This window comes from Exiguobacterium sp. s101 (genome assembly GCF_018617835.1).
In the GTDB taxonomy this organism is placed as follows: Bacteria; Bacillota; Bacilli; order Exiguobacteriales; family Exiguobacteriaceae; genus Exiguobacterium; species Exiguobacterium marinum.
Genome location: NZ_JACSKX010000002.1, coordinates 90,547 through 114,850 on the forward strand (window position 1 = coordinate 90,547; position 24,304 = coordinate 114,850).

A 24,304-nucleotide genomic window follows, 5' to 3' on the forward strand; every position below is an offset into this window, starting at 1 on the left:
GGAGTATGATGAAGAAAAAAAGGAGGTGCCGGATGGGCCAACACCGTTTCGCGAAAATTCCATACCGTATCTACACGATCGCGCTTGCGATCGCTTGTCTCATTGGTGTCCTGTTGTTTGGGCTTGGAACGAGTTTTTATTGGCATGAAAAACAAGAAGCCATCGACCAGACAATCGCGAATTTGAGTCAGGCGGCAGACCTGGCTGGTGTCGAAGCGTATGTGACGCTCTTCGAGGCGGCGACCCGTTACGAGGAACAGTCGAATCAGACGTCATCGTTCTTATCCACACCGTACAAAGAACGGGCACTCCAATACAATGAGCGTTTATTGAACAACTTCGAAGCTGGTATAAACGAACGGGAACGAGAGACGCTTCAGACGTTCTCGAACGATTTGAACCGTATTCTCGAAGAAGAGCGATTCGAGGCGGTCCCGAACGATGTCATCAGTTCAATCAATCGCCGTTGGTTCTATCGAGCGCTCGAACAAACGAATCAACCGAATGCAGCTTATGAACTGATTGACGCCATTATGCGGATGCAATCGATGCTCATGCGAAACGGCGCTTCCTTACTCGGTGATTCAATTGACGAGAACCAACTGGCCAGTACCGTTGATTTGATTGTAGGCGAAGCGGCAATCATCCAAACAATCATCGCATCGAACACAACGTTACAAACGAAAGCCGTCATCGACGTGGCAGAAAGTGGTCAATCGTTCGCCAATATGGCAAACCGTGAGGCATCTCTAGAAGCTCGTTATGTCAATTCAACGAACGTCTACGAAGATGCGTATGGGGCTCTTCGCTCGATTCGCTCTACTTCAGAGGTCGCGCTACGAGAAGAAAGTAAACATTACCAACTTCTCGCCACTATCTCATTCGTCATGACATTCCTCTTATCACTCGGACTGATTTTCCTGCTTTACTATACGCGCAAGCGTTACAATCACGATTTGGCGCACCTCAAGGCACGAGCGCTTGCTATCGATCCAAGTCTCACGCCGGTTGAAGAGATGTTCCCGAAGACGCATGACTTCCGTGGCATTGAGGACGAGTTAGGCGAGATTGCCGCAAGCGTTCATTCGACCTTCCATGAGCTCGAAAATCGCTCACAGGATCTCGTGCGCTATCACGAACGTTGGTCGTCCCTCTTTTCAGAGACCGGGCTCGCCATCGCGCTGATGGATGATTCTTATAATCTGATTGAACGAAATGAGATGTTCCGTCAGTTTTTTGGCGACCGAAATTTATATGAGATCAACCAACTGTTCACCGAGACGGGTCGCCGTTTGTTTGAACAAGCACTTGAAGGCGTGACCAACCAAGGAACGAGCGCCCAATTCATCATTCATTTGAAAGGCGAACATACTCGTTATTTGAACGTGAAATTGACACCGCTAAAACGAGAAGAACAATTGACATATTATTTGATTGTTGAAGATGAGACCGATCGTGTCGAGCGGGAACGAAAAGTCGACCGTCTCGTGCGCTTTGATTTGGCGACCAACCTCTACAACGAGTATGGCTTCATCCGCAGATGGGAGAATCAAGAGATTGACGGTGCATTCGTCTTGATTAGACTGCATGACTACCATCACCTCGTCGATTGGTACGATCCGGCATACGCCGATCTTCTCATGAACGAGTTCGCGCGCACCGTCGAGGCTCGCCTCTCCAAATATGCACAACATCTATTCGGGCGGTATCGGGACGATACGTTCATGCTGTATGTCAGAGGCTTCTCTTTTGAGGATGAACATGAATTATTGGAACTGTTCCCGACGGAATTGACAGTCAATCATAAACGACAAAATGTACACATCCAAATCGGTGCAACCGAGACGAAACCTGCGTATAACGATTGTTTGTTTGAGGCGATGAAGGCGTTACAACACGCCAAAGAAACCCGCATCCCATCGGTTTGGTATGACTCAGACATCCTAGCCCAGATGCAACTCGCCGCACTGATTGAGCAGGCGCTTCCAGAGGCGATCCGAAAAGGTGAATTGACGGTCGCCTATCAGCCACAAGTCGAGCTGAAAACAGACCGTGTCGTCGGGGCGGAAGTACTCGCCCGCTGGACACATCCTGACGTCGGAGTCGTTCCACCGAACGAATTCATTCGTGTCGCAGAGCGATCCGATCAAATCTTATGGCTATCGCATAACATTCTCGACCAGACGATCGCACAGCTCGTCGCGTGGCAAGACACACCTTTCGAAGACATCTCACTGTCGTTCAACTTGTCGGCTCATTCGGTCGACCCGTCGATTGTAGCGAAACTTCGGGACTCCATCGAGCTACATCCTTGGCTACCGGACCGATTGAAGATTGAATTGACGGAGTCGTCAGATATTATGTCGTATGAGAGTGAACTCGAACGGTTAGAAGATATCGCCGACCTCGGATATTGCCTCTCGATTGACGACTTCGGGACCGGATATGCCTCATTCGAAGCGATTTGGCATTTGCCGATTCAAGAAGTCAAAATCGACCGGATGTATGTGAGTGGGAAGGCGAAAGAAAGTACATCCTTCTTACGTGCCGTGTCGCGTTTTGCGAACGAGCAACAGCTGACCGCCCTCGCTGAAGGCATCGAGACCGATGACGACCTGTCACGAATGATTCATGAAGGAGTCGAGCTCGGGCAGGGCTACTACTTCTCACCAGCTCTTGATGCGGCTTCATTTGAAACTTGGGTCAACACGAAGGGACACTCGCATTGAGTGTCCCTTTTTTCAGCGTGATTGAATCTCTTCATATAATGCTCGCGTCGCTTCTGCCGACGACTGATTGAGATAGATTGGTTCTGCCGACCAATCGAGTCGAATGACCGGTTCGACATCGCGATCGATAAACAGGAGGACATCTTCTCCTGCTTCCGTGCGAAAATGTCCAGTCAGACGTGTTCCCGTGTCTGCTCCGTTCGTCCGACGCGCGATGTCCGGTAAGATTGTCCATGTCACGTCTTCCACTTCATCGAGCGGGATTTCACGACCATAACTGCCTTCAATGACAATCACCGAGTCTATTACAGTCACCTCAGTCGGTTGACTGAACCAAAATAGGAGCGCGGGCACACCGACGAGTAATACGACAGAGACGATGATGATTGGGATGAGGCGCTTTTTCCCACCCGGTCTCAAACGACCAGATTCATCAAAGATGTTCCCGTCATACCGCTGCATCCGCCAAAGCATGGCGACGATGAAGACGAATAGGACGAGAAAGAACGGTTCGAGTGGTGCGCTCCATCCAGACAAGTCGATGAGTGCAATCAACAGAAACATCGCGCCAATGCCGTAACACATCCAAGCAATCAGTCGCGCCACCCGCTTGATGTCGACACGTTCTTGCCTCTCTTTAGACATCGTATTATACCCTGAGATCAAATGATACCAGCCGAACCTGTCTACCGCGAAGCCTAATACGACGACGATTCCTGCTGCTAGAATGAGAATCCACATATACCTCGCCTCCTCTCCTTTCTTTACGATACAAGACTTCTGAAGGATTCAAATTACACGAAAACAGGACCGCCTACATAAGCAGTCCTGAACAATGTTAATTTGAAGTGGGTGTGTTCGATGGACGTTGCATCCGTCCGATTCCTTCGTACGAAACAGCACCCGGGTCGCGCGCAAACTTCCACGCGTTTCGCGCATCAATCAAGCGACGCTGGCGCATACTCGAAAAGGATTCTGGTCTCAAATTCACGAGCTCATCCCATTCCGTGACGAGAACAGCACAGTCCGCACCATGCAGCGCCTCTTCAATCGATGCCGCCTGCGGATACTCCCACGTCGCAATCGGATCATACCCGATGACTTCAACGTCTCGCGCGACCATATGATGCGCGAGTAAAATCGACGGGGCATCCCGCATATCGTCCGTCCCCGGCTTGAATGCCAAACCAAGAATCGCAACCCGCATGTTCGGTTGAAGATTTAGTTTAGACAGCACATATTCGATTTGCGTCTCATTCACTTTTGTCGCCGCTCGTATGACACGTAAGTCAGTCTCGTTCTCTTTCGCGACATGAAGCAGTGCGTTCATATCTTTCGGGAAGCACGATCCGCCATATCCAATTCCTGCGTTTAAGAACGAGCGCCCGATACGCGGATCGAGTCCCATTCCATCCGCAATTGTTGTAATATCAGCACCTGCTTTATCAGCTAAGCGCGACAAGTCATTCATGAAGCTGATTTTCGTGGCCAAAAATGCATTCGATGCGTATTTGACGAGTTCTGCGTTGATGGGTGTCGTGCAGATGAGTGGAACGCCGAGTCGACCGTATACGCCGGCCAGCTCTTCAGACACTTCAAGGTCCTCACAGCCGATAACGACCCGATGTGGCTTCATGACATCCGCAAGTGCACGTCCCTCTTGTAAAAACTCTGGTACGATTGCAAACTTATGAGAGGGGTACATGATGTTTAATAAATCTGTCGTGCCGGGGGGGACTGAACTACGAATGACAATTTTATGCTTCGTTCTCAGTTCCGAAAGGACTGCTTCGATATAGGATAAGTCACAGCTTCCATCTGACTTGCTCGGTGTCCCGACCGCAAGAATCAAATAGTCGACCTGCTCCGTATCCGCAACACGATCTGTTAACGTGATTTGATCGGCGTGCTCTTGTAGCACCTCTGCCATGCCTGGTTCATGGAATGGCGGGTGTCCACTCATGAGGAGACGTAACTTCTCTTCGTCAGCCTCGACACCGATGACGTGATGACCGGCTTTTGCCAATCCGCAAAGTGTGGCCAATCCAACGTATCCTAAACCAATAATTCCAAATTTCACATCTGTTCCTCCTTCAATCATCTTTTCTAAGCGTACCGAAACACGCCTAAGAAGTGAAGCTTCTAACACTCTCTCGATGTTCTTTGCTATAATGAGTCAAAATGATGGGTGAAAGGACAAATTGCATGGGCTTAATCGCTTTCTTCTTAGTGACCTTGTTCGTTTATTTTTGGTTTCCAGTCCGGGGGGGACTGAAAACTTTTTTACTTGTATTAATCATGGTGAGCGGATGGCTCTCGATTTTTGAACTTGTTGCCATTCTAGAAGCTCGACCGTGGATCTTTGCACCAATCCTAATCGTCATTGCTTCAATGATTTGGAAAGTACAACGCGACCGGAAGCAACAAATGAAGAAAAGTGTTTGACACTCAGTCAGGCGCTTTTTCTTTTTGTATTATTCGAGAAATTTTGTAAAACCCCTGTATCCATGCAAAAACAAAAACGCTCTCAGCGGGTGAGGGCGTCTTCTTTGTGATTTTGTTCGCTACCCATAAATGCTTCCATCGTCGCCGATGTTTCCGAAGAGATTCCATCTCTTTTGAGTACTTTATAGACGGTTTGAAAGATAATCTTCCAGTCACCTATAAACGTGATGTCGTCGACATATTGCACATCCATCTCGAATCGTTCTTCCCACGATAAACGATTGCGCCCGTTCACTTGTGCAAGACCAGTCAATCCCGGTCTCACCTCATGGCGACGCATTTGTCTATCGTTATAACGTGGTAAATACTCAACGAGCAGAGGCCGCGGTCCAACGATGGATAAATCACCTTTCACAATGTTCATCAAACTAGGCAATTCATCGATGCTGAGCGAACGCAACTTTTGCCCGAATGATGTCAAACGCTTGTCATCGGAAAGAAGTTCTCCCACCTCGTCCCTTTCGTCTCTCATTGTCCGGAATTTAATCATCTCAAAAATCACACCGTCTTTTCCAGGACGCTTTTGCTTGAAAAAAATCGGCCCACCTAGTTTAAGGCGAATCAGAAGAGCAGTCCCTCCTATGAGAGGACTAAGTAACACTAAAGCAACTATTGCTAACAAAAGATCTTGAGGACGCTTAAAAAAACGACGATACATGTTCATTTGAGTTCTCCCTTCTTTATACGCTTAAACGGAAGAATCGATTGAATCAAATTTTTTTCAAACTGATTCACCGTAAAGAACCAAGTAAACACCGCATATAGAGCAACAAGTCCCACTGCTTTATATAAAAATCCAATCATATTTGAGGATGGATGTAGGTGTTGAATCACCATCCCGATAACTAATGTCAACAAAAGTCCAGGCAGTAGCTGTAAATGACATTCTTTAAAAAATCGCAAAACATCTATCTTTAATATTTTTACGTAGATGATATTCATAAATACAGCATTTCCACTTAAGTAACCAATCATGAGAGCGAGTGCTGCTCCACTCGCGCCATAGGCCCCGCTCAAAAATATTGCGAGCACTAAACCGATGACTGCTGAGATTACCATCCCGTAAGCTCGATACCGAATTTGATTTGTCGTTACAAGGTGGATGTTTGCAATTTCTTGAGGAAGCGTAATCACACCCATCGCAATGAGTAACGACGCAACAATATATGATTCGCGAAATGCATCACCTACCCAAAAGTGAATAAATTCCGATCCAATCGCAATGAATGTTACTGTAATGAATCCCACAACATAGAGTTGAATCCTACCAACCCGAATCATCAGGTTTTCGATATCTTTAACATCACCTGAATGGGTGAGCCTTGATACTTTTGGCAAAAAAAGTGAATTGACTGCTGTCGCTATAAGCAATACATAACCTTGAACAACCATCCCGATCGAAAAGATTGCAACGGCAACCCCACTTGCTACAATCACAAGTACTGTCGGCATGATATTCATTAGAAAGTTATGTGTTGCAGCAACAGTCGTTTGCCAAGAGGAAAAAACAAAAATTTCACGGTACATCCCTTTCCCGCTGGCCATGAAGTCTATTTTAGTATCTGTATATTTCCATATATATAGTACTTTGGAAATATTATTTAATAATATAACAATCGCATTGATTACAACGAGCGCATATACGCCATACCCCATCACAAGAGCTACGATTGTACAGGTTACAATCACTACTTTCTCAAAAAATAACAATGAATTGAATTGAATGAAACGCTCATTTACGATAAACACTGCATCGAGTGGCTTAGATATTAGGGTAATCAAAATGTAAAAAGCAACAATTGGGTACATAAATTGTAGTTTCTCTAAATCACCAGCACTCAAATTACCGTAAAGATTATCTAGAAACACATATAAAATGGCTAACACGACCGCTAATATAAAGGTCAGCAAAAAAAATAATTTATAGGCGATGCCTAGAAAGCGGATTTCACCTTGCCGATCCCCATCATTTTGATATTTACTTAAAAATCTGGCAACTACTACTTCAAGACCTAGATTAAATGCGAAAATGGCAATGATGGAAAACGATAAAATGTATAATCCATAATTAGCTTGACCAATCTTTCCGATCATCCATGGCGTATAGAGAAATCCTGAAATGATATTGAAACCAATTGAAACGTAGGATACCAAGGCACCATATTTAATTTGATTCGAACTGACTTCTTCTGGTTCGAAAGCATATTTGGTCGCCATAGGTATCCCTCCTTTTTATTGATATGCATAATAGTAGTTATTTCGATTCTTTCGATACTCACGGCGATTTAACACAAGACCTAGAATTTTGGTGCCTGTCATTGTCAATTGATCACGCGCTTTTACTACTTCATCTCGATCTGAAGCTTCGCAACTCACAACGAGAACTGTCCCGTCAACCTCAGTCGCAATCACTCGACTATCCGCAACTTGCATCACTGGTGGTGCATCTAAAATAATAATGTCAAACTGGGTCTGCACTTGATCTAACATTTCTTTAAAGGAAGGTGCAGAGAGTAGTTCTGATGGATTCGGTGGAATGACGCCTGCCGTCATCACGTATAAGTTTTCAAGTTGAGTTTGTTGAATGGCAAGATCAATTGTGACACGTTTTGCAAGAACATTTGAAAGGCCATTCTTCGTATCTAGTCGGAAGATTTGGTGCATTATTGGACGACGCATGTCACAATCAACGACTAGTACACGTTTACCTAATTGAGCATATACAATGGCTAAGTTTCCAGCGGTTGTCGATTTCCCTTCTCCAGTAAAAGTCGAGGTTACAAGTATTGTTTGTAGTCCAGTACCGAGCGACGTATATTCAAGATTTGTACGTAGTGTACGATATTGTTCGGAGATTGGCGATTTCGGATCTGAGATTGTAATTAAATTTAGGTTCATATTCCTATGAAAGCTTTCTTTGTGTTTTCGGAACATATTTCTCTCCCTCCTTTACTTGATTCGATGAGTGCGGATTATGTTTATCTGATTTGAACGATTGACGTTCAAATAGAGGAATCGAAGCAATCACTGGTATTCCAAGTATAGCTTCTGCTTCCGCCTCAGTTCGAATTTGTTTGTTGAAAAGATGTCTAATTAATACGAATGAGCTACTGAAAATGAACCCGAGGAGTATACCAATTGCAGTGTTTCGTGGAATATTTGGCTCTACCGGTTCAATCGGAACAGATGAAGGTGACAAAATTTGTGTATTATCGACTTTCATTAAGCTTGGAATCTCACTTGAAAATACCAAACCTAATTCATTCGCAATACTTGCAGCCATTTCCCCTGATCCTGCGGTAGCACGAACTGTAATGACTTGCGAATTTTCTTCGCTTTCAATAACAATTTGTTCTTCTAACTTTTCAGGGGCATTCGGGATATTTTCACGCACCTCATTTAGAATGATTGGACTTTTCATAATAATTCGATACGTATTAATCAGCCCCTGCGATGATTGGATCTGATTACTGTCTAACGCTTCAGTCCCATTTTGTTTTGGTACCACCAAAATTTGCGTCGAAGCTTCATACGTCGGTGGGATTACATACCTACTTAACGAGTAGGCAATCGCTCCTATTAAAATCATCGTTATTAAAATAAGCCACTTTTTAGATTTCAAAATAAACCAAGTATCCTGGATTGACGAGTTGATATCTCTCACGGTGACTATACCTCCCTTGCTTTTTCGACTGTCGACACCATTTATGAATCAGATAGTGAACCTTTCCCTCTCCGAAAATCATTCAATTCAAAATAGGAAAGAGATACTTATCATTCTTTTGAAATCTTCATTAGCGAGAGAATGACGATGACTTTTTCCCTGTCTCAGCACGACACTGACTATAGGTGACAACGAATACAAGTAAAATCAGTAAATATGCAATAGCTCGTAATCGTAATGATGTACCAATGTTGTCGTTGGTGATGGCAATCAGTCCGTTCCATACAAAAGCTTGTGTCAAAATGAAACCTTGAACTTTCGTCACCCACCCTCTTCTCAACCATAGAAACCCTAAAATCAAAATCATCGGAATCGCTTCAATTACAAAGGCGATTAATGTAGACACGCTCCGAATGTGCCATGGCAAAGGTCCAACTAAGTTACCCAAATAACTGTGTGCATAATTTGCCAAGAAACCTAGATAATTCGTTGCATCAAGTTGAATCCCCATTTGACTACTCCCCCCTAACTGACCTAGCCCGCTGGATCGATACTGTAAGGCAGAGCGAAGTGTACGTTCAACAATAGGAACTTGGATATCCATAAAGAATGAATAAATGACGCCGAATACAATAAGAAACATAATTAGGAATACAACAGGACGCTTAACGAGTGTAAATACAAACCAAATACTCATCGCCAACACAAAAGAAAGAAGAGCGTAAGTTCGGAATTGACCGAGTAGCCAAATTGTCGGAACAAGGAGCATAAAATAGGTCCAATTTTTTTCAAATAACCAACGTGTAGCTAAATATGTGGCAGTCACGAACAACATATAAATCCATACATCCCGAAAAATTGACGTAGTGATATTGAAAAACAAACTAATATAGGCGATATAACTGACAAGTGAGAAGAGATAAGCTCTTTTTCGAATTTCTGTGGCATTTTTCTTTAGAGAAATAGATTCCAATTGGACAGTTACTAATTTCAGTGAAAAGTGGATAAGCAATACGACACCAGCAAAGTTAAACATACGAATCGCAAATACACTTTCCGCCCCAATCAGTTGGAGGTATTTCCCAATAATCCAAGGGTATATAGAAGTTCGGATCCACGATAAGTCATAAAAGACATTCATGGCTTGTTCCCAATAAAATAGGCCGTCATCTCCCCCACCAAAAATTTGAAAAGATATACCATTCCCACTTACATAAATGGCAAGCATATAAAAGACTGTCGTCGCAAGTAAGTAATAAATCAGTACCAAATATCGTACGATACTCACTTCTGATCTAAGTTTCATGACGGCCCCCCCTCACTTTAATGTCCAGAAGCTTGAACGGACTCGTAAATTCGTCTCATTTCGATTTTTGACTGCTCAATATCATAGGACTTAGCAGTTTTTATATTATTCGATCCCATTTGTTGTGCCACTTTTAAATCAATACGCATCATTTGAATCGCTCGGGCAAAACCTGCGATGTCATCAGGTGCACATTTATAACCTGTCACACCTTCAACTGAATAATCATTGATTCCATGAACATTTGATGTGATTAGAGGCAGGCCCGCTGCCATCGCTTCTAGGGCCGCCATGCCAAGCCCTTCCCTACGAGAAGGAAAAACGAAGCAGTCGGCAGCTTTCATCACTTCAAATACATCTTCTCGAAATCCTAGTAAATGTACTTGTTCTTTTAGTTCAAGTTCGATAATCATTCGTTCGAGGCGCTCTTTCGAATCGCCGGTTCCGGCAATCCAATATTGAACGTTTCGATCTTTCAACGTCGCGATCGCTCGGATAATCGTTTCATGATTTTTATTTTCATTCAGTTCTCCGACCGACAACAGTACAAAGTCTGAATCTTGGTAAACACCTAGATTATTGCGTTTCTCAGATCGATTGATGGAGATTTGCTCAATTCGATTCGTATCGACTCCAATCCCAGGTATCCGGAACGTATGGGACGTTTTGAACGTCAATGCCCGTTCATAATCCTCTTGGTTCACCGTGACCAGTGTATCTGTTAAATGAGCAAGTGTACGCTCCACAGGATAATAAAGTAACCAGTTAAGCGAAGGACTACCTCTGAAAAAGTGAAACCCGTGCGCTGTATACATACAGGGAGTCTCGGTTTGGCGAGCAACCAGTCTGCCAATCACCCCACCGATTGGAGAATGGCAATGGATAAATTCATACGTTTGTTGTGAAAGTACATCTTTCAATTGTTGAAAAGCTTTAACATGCCGGTTTATTTTTTTTATGTCACGCTCAAAATCGATTTGGAACATGGAGACCCCTTCTCTTTGAAGACTCTCCCGAATACGTGTGATTTTTTCTTTAGAGTACATACTCCCCCACTCAAAATTCGTTGCAACATGAACCTCATAACCCATTTCCTGTAGTATTCTGATATTGTCACGATTAAAACTTTCAATCATGGATACAACCGACGCGACCATGAGGACACGTTTCATCATCAACACCCCTTTATACACGTTTCCGTAAATAGTCGACACTCCGTAACATTAGAACGAGTGAAATGGTCTGTTCACGTTTACAAAGTTGGAAGAACGTCCTCCATTTCAAATCGAAGTACTTCATATCAATTTGAGAATATGCTTGGCGAAATTCTTTTTGACGCAACACTTGCTTCAACGTTTCCGCTTGATTCAAAAGTGATTTTTGAGACCAAATCTCATTCAACCCAATCCCAATCATGCTTAGTGCGATTCGATTATAAAGCGCACGATTGTAATCTTCACCGAGATTTCGCTCTTCGATATAACGCATGAGGATGTGAAAGAACTCAATCCGAGAAGCAATCAAATTTGTTTGATACGTACTCGTCATCGATGTTACATTTGTCTTCCGATAATGATAAACAGGATAATCGATATAAATAAATCGTTTACAATTCTCCAACGCACGAATTTGATAGTATAAATCTGCGAATGATCCATATGTGCTATCAAAAGATAAATGTTTAATCAAATCACGATGATATAAGGTAATACAATTTGAATTCAGGGCGTCCACTGTTTCCGGACGAGCTAGTTCCTCACCCATAAGTCCGAATAAACGCCGATGAACGTATCGCTTGGTTTCTTCTTCATCGTAAGACAGGAAGTTTGCGTTAAAAATATGTTTAGGTAAAGAACGTCCCTCGTATTCTCGGACATATGTTCCCATAACTGCATCTGCTCGTTCTCTCTCGGCATGTTCTACCATTAGGCGAATGGCGTCCAAATCAAGCCAATCATCACTATCAACGAACATGATGTATTCTCCATCTGCCAAATTGAGTCCTCGATTCCGAGAAAATGAACACCCTCTATTTGTCTGATCATATAGTTGCACGCGTAAATCCGAGTCATACTGCAGTAAAACACCAAAACTGTTATCCGTACTTCCATCATTGATACAGATAATTTCAAGGTTTGGGTAGGTTTGATTGACAAGACTTTCAAGGCATTGTTCGATGTAAGGTGCAGTGTTATAAATAGGAACAACTAGACTGACTAACGGCATGCTCTTTGACATCCTTCTCACTCCTTCTATGCTGTTTGTCTCAAGGTGTACGGGGCAATCAGAAATGACGTTATATGTCATTGTTCCCATTCAAAAAAATGGATAAATCCGAATTGAAGAGAGTTCGATATAATTTTTTAGTGAATTATCAAAACAAAAACCCGAGATCCAAAGGCTCTCGAGTCAACGTTCATGATTTGTATGAACTTGTTTTAGATTACTCAAAATGTTGCTGAACAATCGATCATTCACTTGATCGGATACATAGGAGTTATGGGGGCTGATAGACACCCAATCAAAATCATACAATGGATGGTCTGATGGTAGTGGTTCTGATGCAAACACATCAAGAGATACACCAAAAAATTTCCCTTCTTTTAGCACTGAAACAAGAGCGGTCTCATCAATAATCGCTCCCCGTGCGACATTCATCAGAATAGCATCCTCTTTCATCACCTCGAGTGTTTCCTCATTTATTAAATGATAAGTATCTTCCGTCAGTGGAAGCGCAAGAATAATAACGTCACTTTCACGTAATACATCTCGTAGCTCATTCATCAAAACATATTGATCGACAAATGAAACTACTTTTTCTCGGTGTCCAACTCCAATTAGGCGAACACCAAATGGTCGAAGTCTTGTCGCTATGGCTTCACTCACATGACCTACACCAAGTAAGGTCACTGTCTTCCCTGTCAATTCGAGTAAGCGTCGCTCTTTTTCCCACTTCCGGTTGGATTGTTTTTCACGAAGTGATGCACCATGTTTCATAAAATCAAGAAGTTGCCATATGATCCACTCCGCCATTGGCGCGGCGTATGTATCGCCGGCATTATAAACCTCAATACCACGTTCTTTTAACTCTTCAAGAGGCAATCGATCTAAGCCGGCACTCACTGCTTGAACGATTTTCAGCTGAGGAAACTCCTCGACTTGTCTATAAGCGAAAATATTTTGACAAACGAGCACTTCTACTTTTGTCACATCTTGTAGTGAGATATCGGACTCTTGCTCTAGCATAGTGACTTTGCATCCGATTTGTTCTAGTTGTTCTTTTTGATTTAACGATAGACGCATTCCTGTTACCAATACATTCATAACAAAATCCCTTTCTGTGTTTGAATTTCTGTAGTAATACTTTCAACATCCAAAACGAGACTGCGTCTATTTTTTTCCAACCAGTCTGAGGATACATATTTCAGGTGTTGCTCATATGCCCTTACTTTCCAAACCCCCTCTTTAAAAAGTTGAGTTTGGTATGCAGACATCATTTTAACATTCCCTAAATTACAAAAACTCCGTGATAAAATAATGAGCGAAGAATCAAGACGTTTGTGCTCAGCCAAAATTTTTTCTGCAGGTAATTTGCCCTCCCCTATACGAGCAATTCCACCAAATCCGTAAACAATATCCTGCTCACGTATTTGATTAATGATTTTTTCCACTAATCCGTTCGCAAGTGGTTCGAAAAGAAAAGATTGTCCATAACTTAAATGTAAGTCATTCAACCCAATATGAATAAAATCGATTCCATCTAACTTTAAAACATCAGGCATGCATTCTACAGCTTCTTTCGTCTCACAAAGAAGACAAACTTTGGCACGACCATGAACAAATTCAATCAGTCTCTTTACCTCGTCCGTCGTTTTATAGTAAGGCAACATAACGATATCCGCACCGCGATTAATCACCTCGTCAATTTCTTGACGGGACCCTCGGAAAATCGGGTTCACTCTTACAAGTAGTTTTGAATGTTTCAACACTGCACGTACCCGACTGATGTCTTGAAAGTTATGTCGGGAAATCACTGTATCCAAATGACCTTGCCTTTCCGTTTTCCCCATTATTTCAAGGTCAATAAAAATCCAATCAACTCCATTTTGCTCCGCAACACGTGCTACTTCAGGTTGATTTGTAATGTACATTAACGTCAAAGACATAGTCTCTTCTCCTTCCTGAGCGCGATAAAGGACTTTAACAAAATATCCGTTTCCAAGAACAACGAAACAGAAATAAATAACATCATTTAAAATACTTTTATCTCATCGTTTATCAATCACGATACCATTTCATGTTCGTTTATTCATTGTCATTCTGTTTGAAATCAAAAGAATCGGAAATAATGTCATTACAGACAAATCTATTCGACATTTTTCAACAAAAAAGGAGTGACTTCCGATGGAGTGGATTGTGATTTTTGGTGCAGGCGGTCACGCACAAGTCATTATCGATATTTTAGAATTAATGGGACTCTATCGAATTGCGGGCATTTACGATGACAGTCCAGAACTTGTAGGGAAATTCATCTATGGTTATCCCGTTCTTGGTCTAATTGGTGCCAATTCTATCATTCGAAAAGGAATCATCGGTGTCGGAGATAACGATCGTCGTGCGTCCATCGCAATCAAGGTAAGAGAACGTATGCCAGATTTTGAATTTATTTCAGCGATTCATCCGAGCGCGATTGTCGGACGTAACGTGTCCATCGGTCCTGGGGTCGCCGTGATGGCGGGGAGTGTCATTAATCCGAATTCTGTCCTTCAAGAACATTGTGTCGTCAATACGATGGCTTCGGTTGATCACAATTGTCGTCTTGAACCCTTTAGCTCGATTGCACCTGGTGCACATCTTGGCGGTGGTGTAACAATCGGGACTAGATCTTTCATCGGCATGGGGGCCACGGTCATTCATAACATTCACGTCGGACCCGACACAGTCGTCGGCGCCGGAGCGACTGTTGTCTCCAACCTACCAAGTCAAGTAATTGCTTATGGAACACCAGCTAAGGTCACGCGTAGCCGTGAAGTCCGAGAGACATATTTATAAAAACGAAGAAATTCGTACTAAACCCTATGAACTGAACCTTGAATATCGACACTTTTTCTAAGTATCGAGCATTCAGGGTTTTTTTTATGTGTAACGAATCGATATAATAAACTTATTCATTCAGACCGCACTGTAAAACAATCGAAAAAGACATTCATCATCGATGTCATCACTTTAGTTCTTCTGAGTGACTAGAAAAGAAGTTATTTTTTTTTAAGGTTAAACAACATAAGGAAGTAGGCAGGAGTTTATTAGGGTATAAATTATTATAAACATTTAAAAACTACACTTTATCAAGGGGGAGTCTATGCGACACCTTATTTCTATCTCACTCTCATGTTTATTTTTATTGTACGGATGTTCAGATAACAAAGAAGAAACTGAGCTTCCTCAAGACTACGAGAGTGAATTTCCAACAGAATCATTCATTCGAAGTCATCTGTTAACAGAAAAAGGTCTCATCCAAACGAATGTGACCAATCGTGAAAACGAATTTTTATCTGAGTCTCTCGGACTCTATTTGCTATTTTTAGTCGAACGGGATCGCGCAGACGAATTTGCCTCACAAGTCGATGTGCTCACCGAGCATTTCTTGCATGCATCTAATTTGGTTAGTTGGCGACTTGAAAGGACGAACGATGAGCTTACACGAAGCCCTGCGAATGCCTGGATTGATGATGCTCGAATCGTTCACGCCCTGTATGAAGCGGGAGATGCGTTTGATGAACCTTCTTACATTGAATTGGCTGAACAGATTGGCACTTCTCTCACATCAATTGGGGTCAAAGATGGGATCCCCGTTGACTTCGTCGATTTGGCAACAAAGGAACGTGCAGACGTTTTGACTTTAAGCTACCTAGATGAGGACGCCCTACGCCACATGGCCGTGAACGACTTGTACGACAACAGCAAACAAGTATTGAGTAATGCGCCGCTGAGCGAACCGTTCTTCGCAAAATCTTACGTCATCTCAACTCAGACGTATCAGTTCGATGAGGAAATCAATATGATTGATCAGTTATATGTCGCCTTGCGCTATGAACAGTTCGGATTATCGACCGCATCGTTTTATTCTTTCTTTAAAGAGACATTCAGTGACGGGATTGTCTACGGACGGTACGACCTCAACTCAAAAAAACCAACTGTCAACTATGAGTCTCAAGCAGTCTATGCGTTGGCAATCTTTTATTTACTCGAGCGTGATGAACGGGACTTTGCAGAGCGAGTGATGAATCGACTCACTTCATCGATGGTTTCCGACTCATCATCTGATTACTATGGAGGGTATGTTGATGTAGATACGAAAGAGACTCACGCTTTTGACAATTTACTGCCTTTATTAGCAGAAGGGGGACTAATCGATGGATACCTCATTCCGTAAAACAAGTTTAGTCAGTTTACAAATTGGACTTTTGTTGATCGCTGCCGTTCTATTTCTACTGTACATGCCGGACCTAGGAAATGTAACGATTGAAGGGTCTTTACTAATTGCTTTAGCTTTATTTATTAGCTTGTTTGCAGGGATGCGTGCCGGATTATTCACGGCCCTGGTAATTTTATTTTTATTCGGAAGCCTGTACTTTTGGAACCTATTTTTCCGACCTACCGACCAAATGTTTTTGTTCTCAGAAGCCACCCTCTTACAGTTTGGTGTCTGGTTGATTGTTTTTGTCATTTTAAGCGGAAGTATTTATGCACGAATCAATCAATTAAACCGATTAAATCTTTCATTACAGGAGAAGGTCAGACGACTCGTATCAATCGATGAGGAGACGGGACTTGACAATAAAGAACGTTTTGAACTTGAACTTCAGTTGGAAATCAATCGTACAAACCGTCACGGAGAATCATTCACCGTCCTGCTCTATCAAATCGACTACTTCACAGAATTTATACGACTCTATGGAAATGAGGAAGCAACACGTTTTTTAACATTTTTTAGTGAACGTCTTCACCAATCGACACGAACGACCGATAAAAAATTTCGATTGTCCACGGAAGAGTTCGCGCTCATTCTACCTTATGCTTCTGAATCGGATATGATTATCATTTTGAATCGCTTCCGACAATTGATTGGGGACTACGAGCTGTCAAACGGCAAAAAGGTATCCTTCACGAACCATATCGCCCACTACACCGTCACAAAAGAAGCAAAGATCGAATCACCTGATGACGTCCTCGGATTATTGAGAAATGAGTTGAAGAGTTATGCGTTATAAAATGATTATTCTCATTCTTGTCTTAGTTGGTATCCCACAAATTTCTTTTGCAAAAGAACCGAGCGTTACAATCGTTTTTAGTTCAGAAACAAATGATATTCCACCAGAAGTCTACAAATTGGATGCTCTGATTTCCCACTTTTCGGAGAAAATCGACATCCTTCGCGACACTGAAGTATCAAAAGAATCGTTTAGTGGGACAACTCACTTATTTTACTTCGGTGCAAATCCTGCGACAATTCCTGAATCAACTCGTGAGCGAATTAACCAGTTAGACTCTTCATTGTATGGAATCGGCTATAACGTGAATCAACTTGATATCTTTAAGAAACTAGAAACAACAACGAAACAAGGAGTCTCCAAATTCCATCAAGCGCGTACCAACCATTTTTTAACTTTCGAATCAGCTGACTCAATCCTGACTGTAAATGACCCAGCTTCAATTGTGCACGCAAGTTCGATGCACAATGATAAAAAACAAGCGGTCATCGTTCAAACAGATGACCATTTTTATTCAGGAATTCACAATTTATTGAACCGTTCTTCTTTACTCGTAGCGGATAGCCTATTTGACTTTTTTAAAGTCGAATCATCAAATGAGCATCTTGGGTATCTTCGACTAGAAGATATTAATCCGAGCACAGATCCAAAACTCCTTGAAGAGGTAGGGAACTATCTGTTAGACCGAGACGTACCAATTCTGTTAGCGGTAATTACAGTGTATGCCGAACCAGGGAGTGAGCAACTTATTCACTATACCGACCGTCCAGAACTGCTTGATGTTATTCAAAGTCTTGAAAAACGTGGTGCTTCCGTCATCTCACATGGATATACTCATCAATATCGTTCTTCAGAAACAGGAGAAGGATTTGAGTTTTGGGATGTCGAGAACAATCAGCCGGTACTCGTTCCTTCGAATGAAACGCCTCCCCTTCTAAAAAAACGTGAAGCGTTCAGTAACAATCGTGATTATACTGAATACGTAACGACGTTATTAGAGGGAGAAACGGCTTATATGCAGTCAAAATTAACGAACTCGATTCATAAGCTTGTGTCACTCGACCTTAAGCCTCTAGGATTTGAAGCACCACACTATACGATGTCACATTCAGGATATGCCTTAACATCGAATTATTTTTCTAATATATTTGGACAAGTACAATTTAGTAACACAAATTGGGAAGTTATGGGCTCGACTCCTTATATTGCTAAACCGTCGCTTCTACATGGAATGACCTTATACCCAGAAACAATTGGATACGTTCGAACCGACCTTCCAAGACCGGTCGACGAAATGCGTCGCGCGCGTGACGAACTGATGATTGTACGTGATTCGATGATTGGCGGTTTTTATCACCCTTATCTCGGAACAGAACATTTATCGGATCTCGTCAACATGATGGAGTCCACACCCGACTTTCGCTGGCTTGACTTACGTGAGCAAAATGAATGGGTTCGTACAGAAAATGTCTCCATCACAGCTACAAACGGCGATCTTACACTGCAAGACGACCGTTCTCGCGTAATGAGTCAGTTGAGCCTGTACGCCCCGACCTCATTTCTTGAACGAGCGCTCTTAGTCCTTGCCCTCATCACGTTCGTCGCTGTCCTGACATTTTTGTTATATACACTCTACCTGCGTGGACAGCGCAAAAAACGATTATTTAAGGAGCGTGGATAATCATGGCAAATCTCTTATTCCTATTTTCGCTCGTCATGATTTGGACGATGCTTCTATACCATATGTTTTTAATGCAGGGTGGATTTTGGCATTACATGACATTTCGTAATCCAATCCCTGAATGGTCGAAGAACATGAAGAACTTGCCAAAAGTTTCGGTCCTAATTCCCGCCCATAATGAAGCGGTTGTCGTCGCCGCTACGCTTCGGGCAATGTCTCGAATCAACTACCCACACGATAAACTTGAGGTTATTTTGATCAATGACAACTCATCTGACCGCACTGGTGAAATCGCCCAAACGTTCGCAGAAAAATTCTCATTTATCCATGTCGTCCAAACAACACCGGATTACGCAGGAAAAGGAAAGTCCTCTGCTTTAAACTATGGATTGACCCAATCGACCGGTGATGTTCTCGTCATATATGATGCGGATAACACACCCGAAAAGGATGGTGTGTATCACCTCGTGATGGGACTTGTCAACGACCCGGATGCGGGGGCCGTCGTCGGAAAATTCCGAGTGACGAATGCATATGAGACTTTATTGACCCGTTTTATTAACATTGAAACGATTTGCTTCCAGTGGATGGCACAGGCAGGCAGGTGGAAATGGTTCAACATCTCCACTATTCCTGGGACAAACTTCGCCATACGCCGTACTATTATCGAAGAACTTGGGGGATGGGACGAAGCGGCACTCGCGGAGGACACTGAATTGACGGTTCGTGTGTACGAACTCGGGTGGCATATCCGCTTTTTCCCGGCCGCAATCACATGGGAACAAGAGCCACAGACGCTAAAAGTATGGTGGAAACAACGAACGCGTTGGGCACGTGGGAATCAATACGTCGTCCTCAAATTTATGCGTCAACTGTTCTCGTTGAAACGAAAGAAAATCGTCTTCGACATCATTTACTTTTTCTTCACCTATTTTTTGTTTTTCTTTGGGGTCATTTTATCAAATGGTTTATTTATCATCAATTTGTTTTTCGACATCGGTCTCGAGGTAGGAAACATCACTTTGGTTTTATGGGTTCTTGCATTCCTTCTCTTTGTGACGGAAGTATTTGTGACACTGAGTATCGAGCGTTCTGAATTTAACATTCCAAACTTCTTCACTGTCATTCTGATGTACTTCACGTACAGCCAGTTATGGATTTTACTCGTCATCTACTCGCTTTACCTCGAGATCAAACGCGTCTTGTTTAATCAAGAAGTGAGATGGTACAAAACAGACCGATTCGAATGAAGGGGAGGATATTATGAAAAAAATTACACTCTACTTATTGACCGTATTCTTGATTTTCTCAACTTTTTCAGTACAAGCTGCAACAGAGCTTCGCTCCTCATTACCCATCGATTCCGCAAGCGATGTGGGAGAACGCTTATTGACGACCGGAGATGATGTATTGCCTGGTGAAACGTCTTCTCGAACGTACACATATACCATGCTCGGAGATGAGAAAGCGGCTTCCTCAAAATACGTATCCGTCGACTGGGCGCACTCTGAACTGTTAATTCCCCCGTCGGCACTCACCATCGATATCGATGGAGAACCACTCAAGTCAGTCGCACTATCTAAGGAGTCCTCACAAGGTAACATACGTGTCCCACTTCAAAATGAACATTTAACGAAAGGAACACACGAAGTCACCGTGCGCTTCACGGGCGTGATTGAAGGACGCATGTGTGATACCGGAAACACGTCGGGAAGTTGGTTGACAGTTCTTCCATCTAGCTTTCTATCGATTGGAAGCAAGGTCGAACTCGCTTTAAACGATTACCCGAACCCTTTCATCCAAACAACGAACCAAAATTTGACAATCGTACTCCCGGACTCACCGGACACGATGTCTTTAGAAGCGGGACTTCTTCTGTTCCGACAGCTGCAAGGGGATGCTACCAACCCGAATAACGTATCCCTTCAATATGAAGGACAATTGAAAACATTGGATGGACGGTACGTGTTCGTCGGTCAGACGGACTCGTTCACTGGTCCCGTCCAAACGTTGATTGAGGGACTAGCAACCTTTCCTGAAGGTGAGGATGTCTTGTTTGAGCAAGCTCGAATCGTCAACAATGATACGGCCGTCGATGCGATGTTCGTTCTCGCAGAAGATGCGGCTTCTTTCGAAGGGACAGTGGACCATCTCCTCATTACGACGCAACGGCAACAGCTGAATGGGAATCAACTCGTCCTATCAAGTACACCTTCCGTTCAAAAAAGTGGTGATACGATTGATTTACGTACACTCGGAGCCTCTGACTTTATGTTGAGCGGGACCCAAGCCGTCAGTCAAAACTACTTTTATCCGTTACCAGTCATCGATCGGCAATCCACCGTGGAGATGGATGTCCGTTTCAAGACATCGGCGTACGTAACGTCTGAGCAGAACAATGACGTGTCTCCGGAGTTGATTGCATGGGTGAACGGCACCCCACACTCCATCCCGCTCTCGCCTTTAGAGGATGATCAAGAATGGCAGCAATATACGATTCAAATCGATGCATCGACACTTCAAAAGGATACGTTTTTAGATGTATCGTTTGAAGCGAACGGTCTTCGTTCTGAAGCGCCATGTAACGAGAGTGATTTAGATCGCTGGATTTTCATCTCGAGTGACAGTCAGCTGACATTGCCAAAAGGAAGTGGAGAAGCAAATAACAAGGTTTTCTCGAATATGGCCAGTTTATTTTCGACTGATCCTGGTGTTGTGTTCGTGATCCCGGACGAATCGAATGCACAAACTTTGCAAAACATGGTTGGCGTGATGAGTGGTTTACCGATCACACCTTTAACGCAACAAGTCGAGTTTATTCGGGCCAAAGACGTGACCGAGGAGACGGTCTCTAACCGCTCGATCATCTATATCGGAGATCCGGAGCAAAGTCCCCTCTTCAACGAGCAGAAAGAGAGCTGGCTCGTCACAAAAGACAATCAAGTGGATTTGTCGCAGTATGGATTCGTTCCAGAGACGTCTTCTGAATATGCATGGATTCAACCTTCTCCTTGGAACGAGGATAAGGCAATGATTGTTGTGTCAACGAACGATACGATCGATTCAGCCCTCATTCAAACACTTGCTTTTCCGAGTGAGACGTTTAGTGTAGCGGTAAAAAATCAGAATGGCGCAGTTTTTACGAATAGTGCGAGTATCCAAAGTGAGCAAGCAGAAGGAGATGTCACGTCTAACGAGTCTACTTCGATGAACCCGACTTGGTATTTCGTCGGATTCATCGCATTGATTGCCCTCATTGTCGCAATCCTTTTCTATCTACGTCGCAACAAAAAGAAATAACCGATGCGTCTACATGCTCAAAAGCCAGAAAGTTCACATTAAAAACACATCCGATTGTCGAATCGGATGTGTTTTTTAATGTGAACTCGCTGAAAACCGATACACCGTTCGCGAATGATACAATTCACCCGGTTTCAGTTCGATCGAGGTCGCGATGTGTGGATGGTTCGGAGCGTCCGGGAACGCCTGTGCCTCGAGACAAATCGCGCTATGTTTTTGTCGACCATCAAGCGTCACCGGCGTCGCTTCACTGAGAAAGTTGCCCGTATAGACGACCATGACGGGTTGATTCGTCTCGATTGTCATTGTCCGTCCGCTCACCGGGTCATGCAATCGGATCGGTTCATCCTTCAAGATGAAAGGATGATCGAGTCCATCAGCACGCTCAATCGCCTCGTCTCCAGACTCGAGCGCTTCTCGGACCGCTTTCTTATCTCGGAAGTCAAACGGCGTCCCGCTCACGTCTCGCAACTCTCCTGTCGGCAACGATTCTGCATCGAGCACCCCGACTGAATCCGCTGGTAGCGTCAGCATATGGTCATGGATGGTCGATCGTCCGCCGAGATTAAAGTAGTTGTGATGATTCAGGTTGACCCATGTCAGTTCGTCCGTCTCCGCCGTCATCGTGACAATCAGCTCATTATCGTCCGTCAGTTCATAAATCACTTTGAAGAAGACATTCCCGGGATATCCTTCCTCCCCATTCGGGCTCACGTAGGTAAACTGGATACACCGTTCGTCCGCATCCATCTCCCAGTAACGGGCCGTGATGCCATTGTCTCCTCCATGGATATGATGAGGCGCCTCGCTTGGGGACAAGGCGACACCATCAATCTCTGCGTTTCGGATGCGTCCGGCGATTCGCCCGACGACCGATCCAAGATAAATCGGGTTTTCTAAGTATTGAGAGACGTCCCCGTATTTCAAAATGACCGATTCCAGGTTACCTTCTTGGTCCGGGGCCGTCAGCTCCGTCATCGCACAGCCATAGTCGATGGCGGATAGTGTCATGCCGTTACTGTTTTGAATCGTTGCTTGTTTCATCCAATCACCCATCCTATAAAGTCGTTCCCTATCGATTCCCTCATATCGAACGACTTACACTTCCATTACCTCGGTGACAGGCTGTGAATCCCTTCCATAAAACGCTTTGCAATCTGCTGTGGTCGTGTGATGGCGCCACCGACGACGACCGCATATGTCCCAATTTCAAGAACTTTACGTGCATGCTCCGGTGTAATCACATTCCCTTCCGCAATGACAGGAATCGAGACAATCTGCACCATTTCCCATAAAAATTGAAAGTCACCTTCATACACTTTCTTACCAACCATTAACGCCCGGCATGGATGACATCCCCTTTTTTGATAGCGAGGGCGAGCGCCCCTATTAATCCGGCGAAATCACCAAGTGTCGGTGGCACGATATACGTCTCCAACTCATTCACATACGGATTTTGGATATAGCCGTTCATCTTCTGTCGAAACGCTTCACGTACTTTCGGGAACAGGTGTGACTGCTTCATGACACCACCGCCGAGAATCATCCGCTCCGGTGCGAGAATGAGGGCGATGTTGACGAGCGCCTGCGCCAAATAATCCGCCTCAATGTCCCACGCCGGGTCGGTCGGATCGAGCAAGTGTGCCTTCTTGCCATGTCTCGCCTCGATGGCGGGACATGATGCCAAACCTTCGAGGCAGTCTCCGTGATACGGACAGACGCCGTTCGATATGTCTTCGGGATGGACACGTGGCGTATAATGTCTCCTGTTTCCGTGCCGACGCCGCAGACGATTTTCGTTCCTCCTAATTCAATCGCTCCAAACATATGAAAATCCCCTTCCCATCA

22 protein-coding genes are annotated in these 24,304 nt (G+C 43.7%); 8 read left to right on the forward strand and 14 right to left on the reverse strand.

Annotated elements, in window-relative coordinates; all coding sequences use genetic code 11:
* The first annotated feature begins 32 nt into the window (after positions 1–32).
* Positions 33–2,729, forward strand: coding sequence for an EAL domain-containing protein (locus KNO76_RS02605; RefSeq protein WP_214882233.1), 2,697 nt, complete (start codon positions 33–35; stop codon positions 2,727–2,729).
* A 12-nt stretch (positions 2,730–2,741) separates the two neighbouring features.
* Here the strand turns inward: KNO76_RS02605 and KNO76_RS02610 are convergent, their stop codons facing one another.
* A complete protein-coding gene (locus tag KNO76_RS02610) occupies positions 2,742–3,470 on the reverse strand; it encodes a DUF3784 domain-containing protein (protein WP_214882236.1) in 729 nt (242 codons plus the stop codon).
* Positions 3,471–3,567: 97 nt separating this feature from the next.
* On the reverse strand, positions 3,568–4,809 hold the full coding sequence (locus tag KNO76_RS02615) for a UDP-glucose dehydrogenase family protein (RefSeq protein ID WP_214882239.1): 1,242 nt from the start codon (positions 4,807–4,809) through the stop codon (positions 3,568–3,570).
* Between the two features lie 125 nt (positions 4,810–4,934).
* Between KNO76_RS02615 and KNO76_RS02620 the strand changes: the two genes are divergently transcribed.
* Entirely contained in the window at positions 4,935–5,174 is a 240-nt protein-coding gene (locus KNO76_RS02620) for a hypothetical protein (protein WP_214882242.1), read from the forward strand.
* An 82-nt stretch (positions 5,175–5,256) separates the two neighbouring features.
* Here the strand turns inward: KNO76_RS02620 and KNO76_RS02625 are convergent, their stop codons facing one another.
* From KNO76_RS02625 to KNO76_RS02665, 9 genes are all read right to left on the reverse strand, one after another.
* Positions 5,257–5,898 (reverse strand): sugar transferase, encoded by a 642-nt coding sequence (locus KNO76_RS02625; RefSeq protein WP_285800421.1) that lies wholly within the window; start codon positions 5,896–5,898, stop codon positions 5,257–5,259.
* Complete coding sequence (locus tag KNO76_RS02630) at positions 5,895–7,451, reverse strand: lipopolysaccharide biosynthesis protein (protein ID WP_214882245.1); 1,557 nt, start codon at positions 7,449–7,451, stop codon at positions 5,895–5,897. Before KNO76_RS02630 ends, KNO76_RS02625 begins: the two co-directional genes overlap by 4 nt.
* Positions 7,452–7,466: 15 nt before the next feature.
* Entirely contained in the window at positions 7,467–8,132 is a 666-nt protein-coding gene (locus KNO76_RS02635) for a CpsD/CapB family tyrosine-protein kinase (protein WP_251127854.1), read from the reverse strand.
* Between the two features lie 4 nt (positions 8,133–8,136).
* Positions 8,137–8,898 (reverse strand): YveK family protein, encoded by a 762-nt coding sequence (locus tag KNO76_RS02640; protein ID WP_214882251.1) that lies wholly within the window; start codon positions 8,896–8,898, stop codon positions 8,137–8,139.
* A gap of 130 nt (positions 8,899–9,028) precedes the next feature.
* Positions 9,029–10,204, reverse strand: coding sequence for a hypothetical protein (locus KNO76_RS02645; protein WP_214882254.1), 1,176 nt, complete (start codon positions 10,202–10,204; stop codon positions 9,029–9,031).
* A gap of 17 nt (positions 10,205–10,221) precedes the next feature.
* A complete protein-coding gene (locus tag KNO76_RS02650) occupies positions 10,222–11,379 on the reverse strand; it encodes a glycosyltransferase family 4 protein (RefSeq protein ID WP_353047857.1) in 1,158 nt (385 codons plus the stop codon).
* Positions 11,380–11,389: 10 nt separating this feature from the next.
* Positions 11,390–12,520, reverse strand: coding sequence for a glycosyltransferase family 2 protein (locus tag KNO76_RS02655; protein WP_353047858.1), 1,131 nt, complete (start codon positions 12,518–12,520; stop codon positions 11,390–11,392).
* A 93-nt stretch (positions 12,521–12,613) separates the two neighbouring features.
* Positions 12,614–13,528 (reverse strand): NAD(P)-dependent oxidoreductase, encoded by a 915-nt coding sequence (locus tag KNO76_RS02660; RefSeq protein ID WP_214882263.1) that lies wholly within the window; start codon positions 13,526–13,528, stop codon positions 12,614–12,616.
* Entirely contained in the window at positions 13,525–14,370 is an 846-nt protein-coding gene (locus KNO76_RS02665; protein ID WP_214882266.1) for an aldolase/citrate lyase family protein, read from the reverse strand. Before KNO76_RS02665 ends, KNO76_RS02660 begins: the two co-directional genes overlap by 4 nt.
* Before the next feature lie 238 nt (positions 14,371–14,608).
* On the opposite strand from KNO76_RS02665, the gene KNO76_RS02670 reads away from it, so the two are divergent.
* The 6 genes from KNO76_RS02670 to KNO76_RS02695 all read left to right on the forward strand — a co-directional run bounded on the left by KNO76_RS02670 (position 14,609) and on the right by KNO76_RS02695 (position 22,456).
* Positions 14,609–15,256: an acetyltransferase gene (locus tag KNO76_RS02670; protein ID WP_214882269.1), complete on the forward strand. Its 648-nt coding sequence runs from the start codon at positions 14,609–14,611 to the stop codon at positions 15,254–15,256.
* A 307-nt stretch (positions 15,257–15,563) separates the two neighbouring features.
* Positions 15,564–16,637 carry a hypothetical protein gene (locus KNO76_RS02675; RefSeq protein ID WP_214882272.1) on the forward strand — a complete coding sequence of 358 codons (1,074 nt, stop codon included), beginning with the start codon at positions 15,564–15,566 and terminating at the stop codon, positions 16,635–16,637.
* Positions 16,618–17,475 carry a GGDEF domain-containing protein gene (locus KNO76_RS02680; protein WP_026825203.1) on the forward strand — a complete coding sequence of 286 codons (858 nt, stop codon included), beginning with the start codon at positions 16,618–16,620 and terminating at the stop codon, positions 17,473–17,475. Before KNO76_RS02675 ends, KNO76_RS02680 begins: the two co-directional genes overlap by 20 nt.
* Entirely contained in the window at positions 17,465–19,156 is a 1,692-nt protein-coding gene (locus KNO76_RS02685; RefSeq protein WP_214882275.1) for a DUF2334 domain-containing protein, read from the forward strand. The genes KNO76_RS02680 and KNO76_RS02685 overlap by 11 nt, the downstream gene beginning before the upstream one ends.
* 2 nt (positions 19,157–19,158) lie before the next feature.
* Positions 19,159–20,406, forward strand: a complete 1,248-nt coding sequence (locus tag KNO76_RS02690) for a glycosyltransferase family 2 protein (protein WP_026825201.1) — start codon at positions 19,159–19,161, stop codon at positions 20,404–20,406.
* Positions 20,407–20,419: 13 nt separating this feature from the next.
* Positions 20,420–22,456 carry a cellulose biosynthesis cyclic di-GMP-binding regulatory protein BcsB gene (locus KNO76_RS02695; protein WP_214882278.1) on the forward strand — a complete coding sequence of 679 codons (2,037 nt, stop codon included), beginning with the start codon at positions 20,420–20,422 and terminating at the stop codon, positions 22,454–22,456.
* Between the two features lie 75 nt (positions 22,457–22,531).
* On the opposite strand, the gene KNO76_RS02700 is transcribed toward KNO76_RS02695, so the two are convergent.
* The 3 genes from KNO76_RS02700 to KNO76_RS02710 form a co-directional block, all read right to left on the reverse strand.
* Positions 22,532–23,500, reverse strand: a complete 969-nt coding sequence (locus KNO76_RS02700; RefSeq protein WP_214882280.1) for an aldose epimerase family protein — start codon at positions 23,498–23,500, stop codon at positions 22,532–22,534.
* 65 nt (positions 23,501–23,565) lie between these two features.
* Positions 23,566–23,790, reverse strand: a complete 225-nt coding sequence (locus KNO76_RS02705; RefSeq protein WP_214882283.1) for a tRNA-dihydrouridine synthase — start codon at positions 23,788–23,790, stop codon at positions 23,566–23,568.
* A complete protein-coding gene (locus tag KNO76_RS02710; RefSeq protein ID WP_214882619.1) occupies positions 23,790–24,266 on the reverse strand; it encodes an ROK family protein in 477 nt (158 codons plus the stop codon). The genes KNO76_RS02705 and KNO76_RS02710 overlap by 1 nt, the downstream gene beginning before the upstream one ends.
* Positions 24,267–24,304 lie beyond the last annotated feature (38 nt).

Bases quoted from the DNA above. Each gene is read 5' to 3' on its own strand.
- KNO76_RS02690 (WP_026825201.1), top strand. From the start codon at position 19,159: ATGGCAAATCTCTTATTCCTATTTTCGCTCGTCATGATTTGGACGATG.
- KNO76_RS02705 (WP_214882283.1), bottom strand. From the start codon at position 23,790: ATGGTTGGTAAGAAAGTGTATGAAGGTGACTTTCAATTTTTATGGGAA.
- KNO76_RS02630 (WP_214882245.1), bottom strand. From the start codon at position 7,451: ATGGCGACCAAATATGCTTTCGAACCAGAAGAAGTCAGTTCGAATCAA.
- KNO76_RS02610 (WP_214882236.1), bottom strand. From the start codon at position 3,470: ATGTGGATTCTCATTCTAGCAGCAGGAATCGTCGTCGTATTAGGCTTC.
- KNO76_RS02655 (WP_353047858.1), bottom strand. From the start codon at position 12,520: ATGGGAACAATGACATATAACGTCATTTCTGATTGCCCCGTACACCTT.
- KNO76_RS02645 (WP_214882254.1), bottom strand. From the start codon at position 10,204: ATGAAACTTAGATCAGAAGTGAGTATCGTACGATATTTGGTACTGATT.
- KNO76_RS02620 (WP_214882242.1), top strand. From the start codon at position 4,935: ATGGGCTTAATCGCTTTCTTCTTAGTGACCTTGTTCGTTTATTTTTGG.
- KNO76_RS02665 (WP_214882266.1), bottom strand. From the start codon at position 14,370: ATGTCTTTGACGTTAATGTACATTACAAATCAACCTGAAGTAGCACGT.
- KNO76_RS02680 (WP_026825203.1), top strand. From the start codon at position 16,618: ATGGATACCTCATTCCGTAAAACAAGTTTAGTCAGTTTACAAATTGGA.
- KNO76_RS02660 (WP_214882263.1), bottom strand. From the start codon at position 13,528: ATGAATGTATTGGTAACAGGAATGCGTCTATCGTTAAATCAAAAAGAA.
- KNO76_RS02695 (WP_214882278.1), top strand. From the start codon at position 20,420: ATGAAAAAAATTACACTCTACTTATTGACCGTATTCTTGATTTTCTCA.
- KNO76_RS02700 (WP_214882280.1), bottom strand. From the start codon at position 23,500: ATGAAACAAGCAACGATTCAAAACAGTAACGGCATGACACTATCCGCC.
- KNO76_RS02625 (WP_285800421.1), bottom strand. From the start codon at position 5,898: ATGAACATGTATCGTCGTTTTTTTAAGCGTCCTCAAGATCTTTTGTTA.
- KNO76_RS02670 (WP_214882269.1), top strand. From the start codon at position 14,609: ATGGAGTGGATTGTGATTTTTGGTGCAGGCGGTCACGCACAAGTCATT.
- KNO76_RS02685 (WP_214882275.1), top strand. From the start codon at position 17,465: ATGCGTTATAAAATGATTATTCTCATTCTTGTCTTAGTTGGTATCCCA.
- KNO76_RS02635 (WP_251127854.1), bottom strand. From the start codon at position 8,132: ATGAACCTAAATTTAATTACAATCTCAGATCCGAAATCGCCAATCTCC.
- KNO76_RS02650 (WP_353047857.1), bottom strand. From the start codon at position 11,379: ATGATGAAACGTGTCCTCATGGTCGCGTCGGTTGTATCCATGATTGAA.
- KNO76_RS02675 (WP_214882272.1), top strand. From the start codon at position 15,564: ATGCGACACCTTATTTCTATCTCACTCTCATGTTTATTTTTATTGTAC.
- KNO76_RS02605 (WP_214882233.1), top strand. From the start codon at position 33: ATGGGCCAACACCGTTTCGCGAAAATTCCATACCGTATCTACACGATC.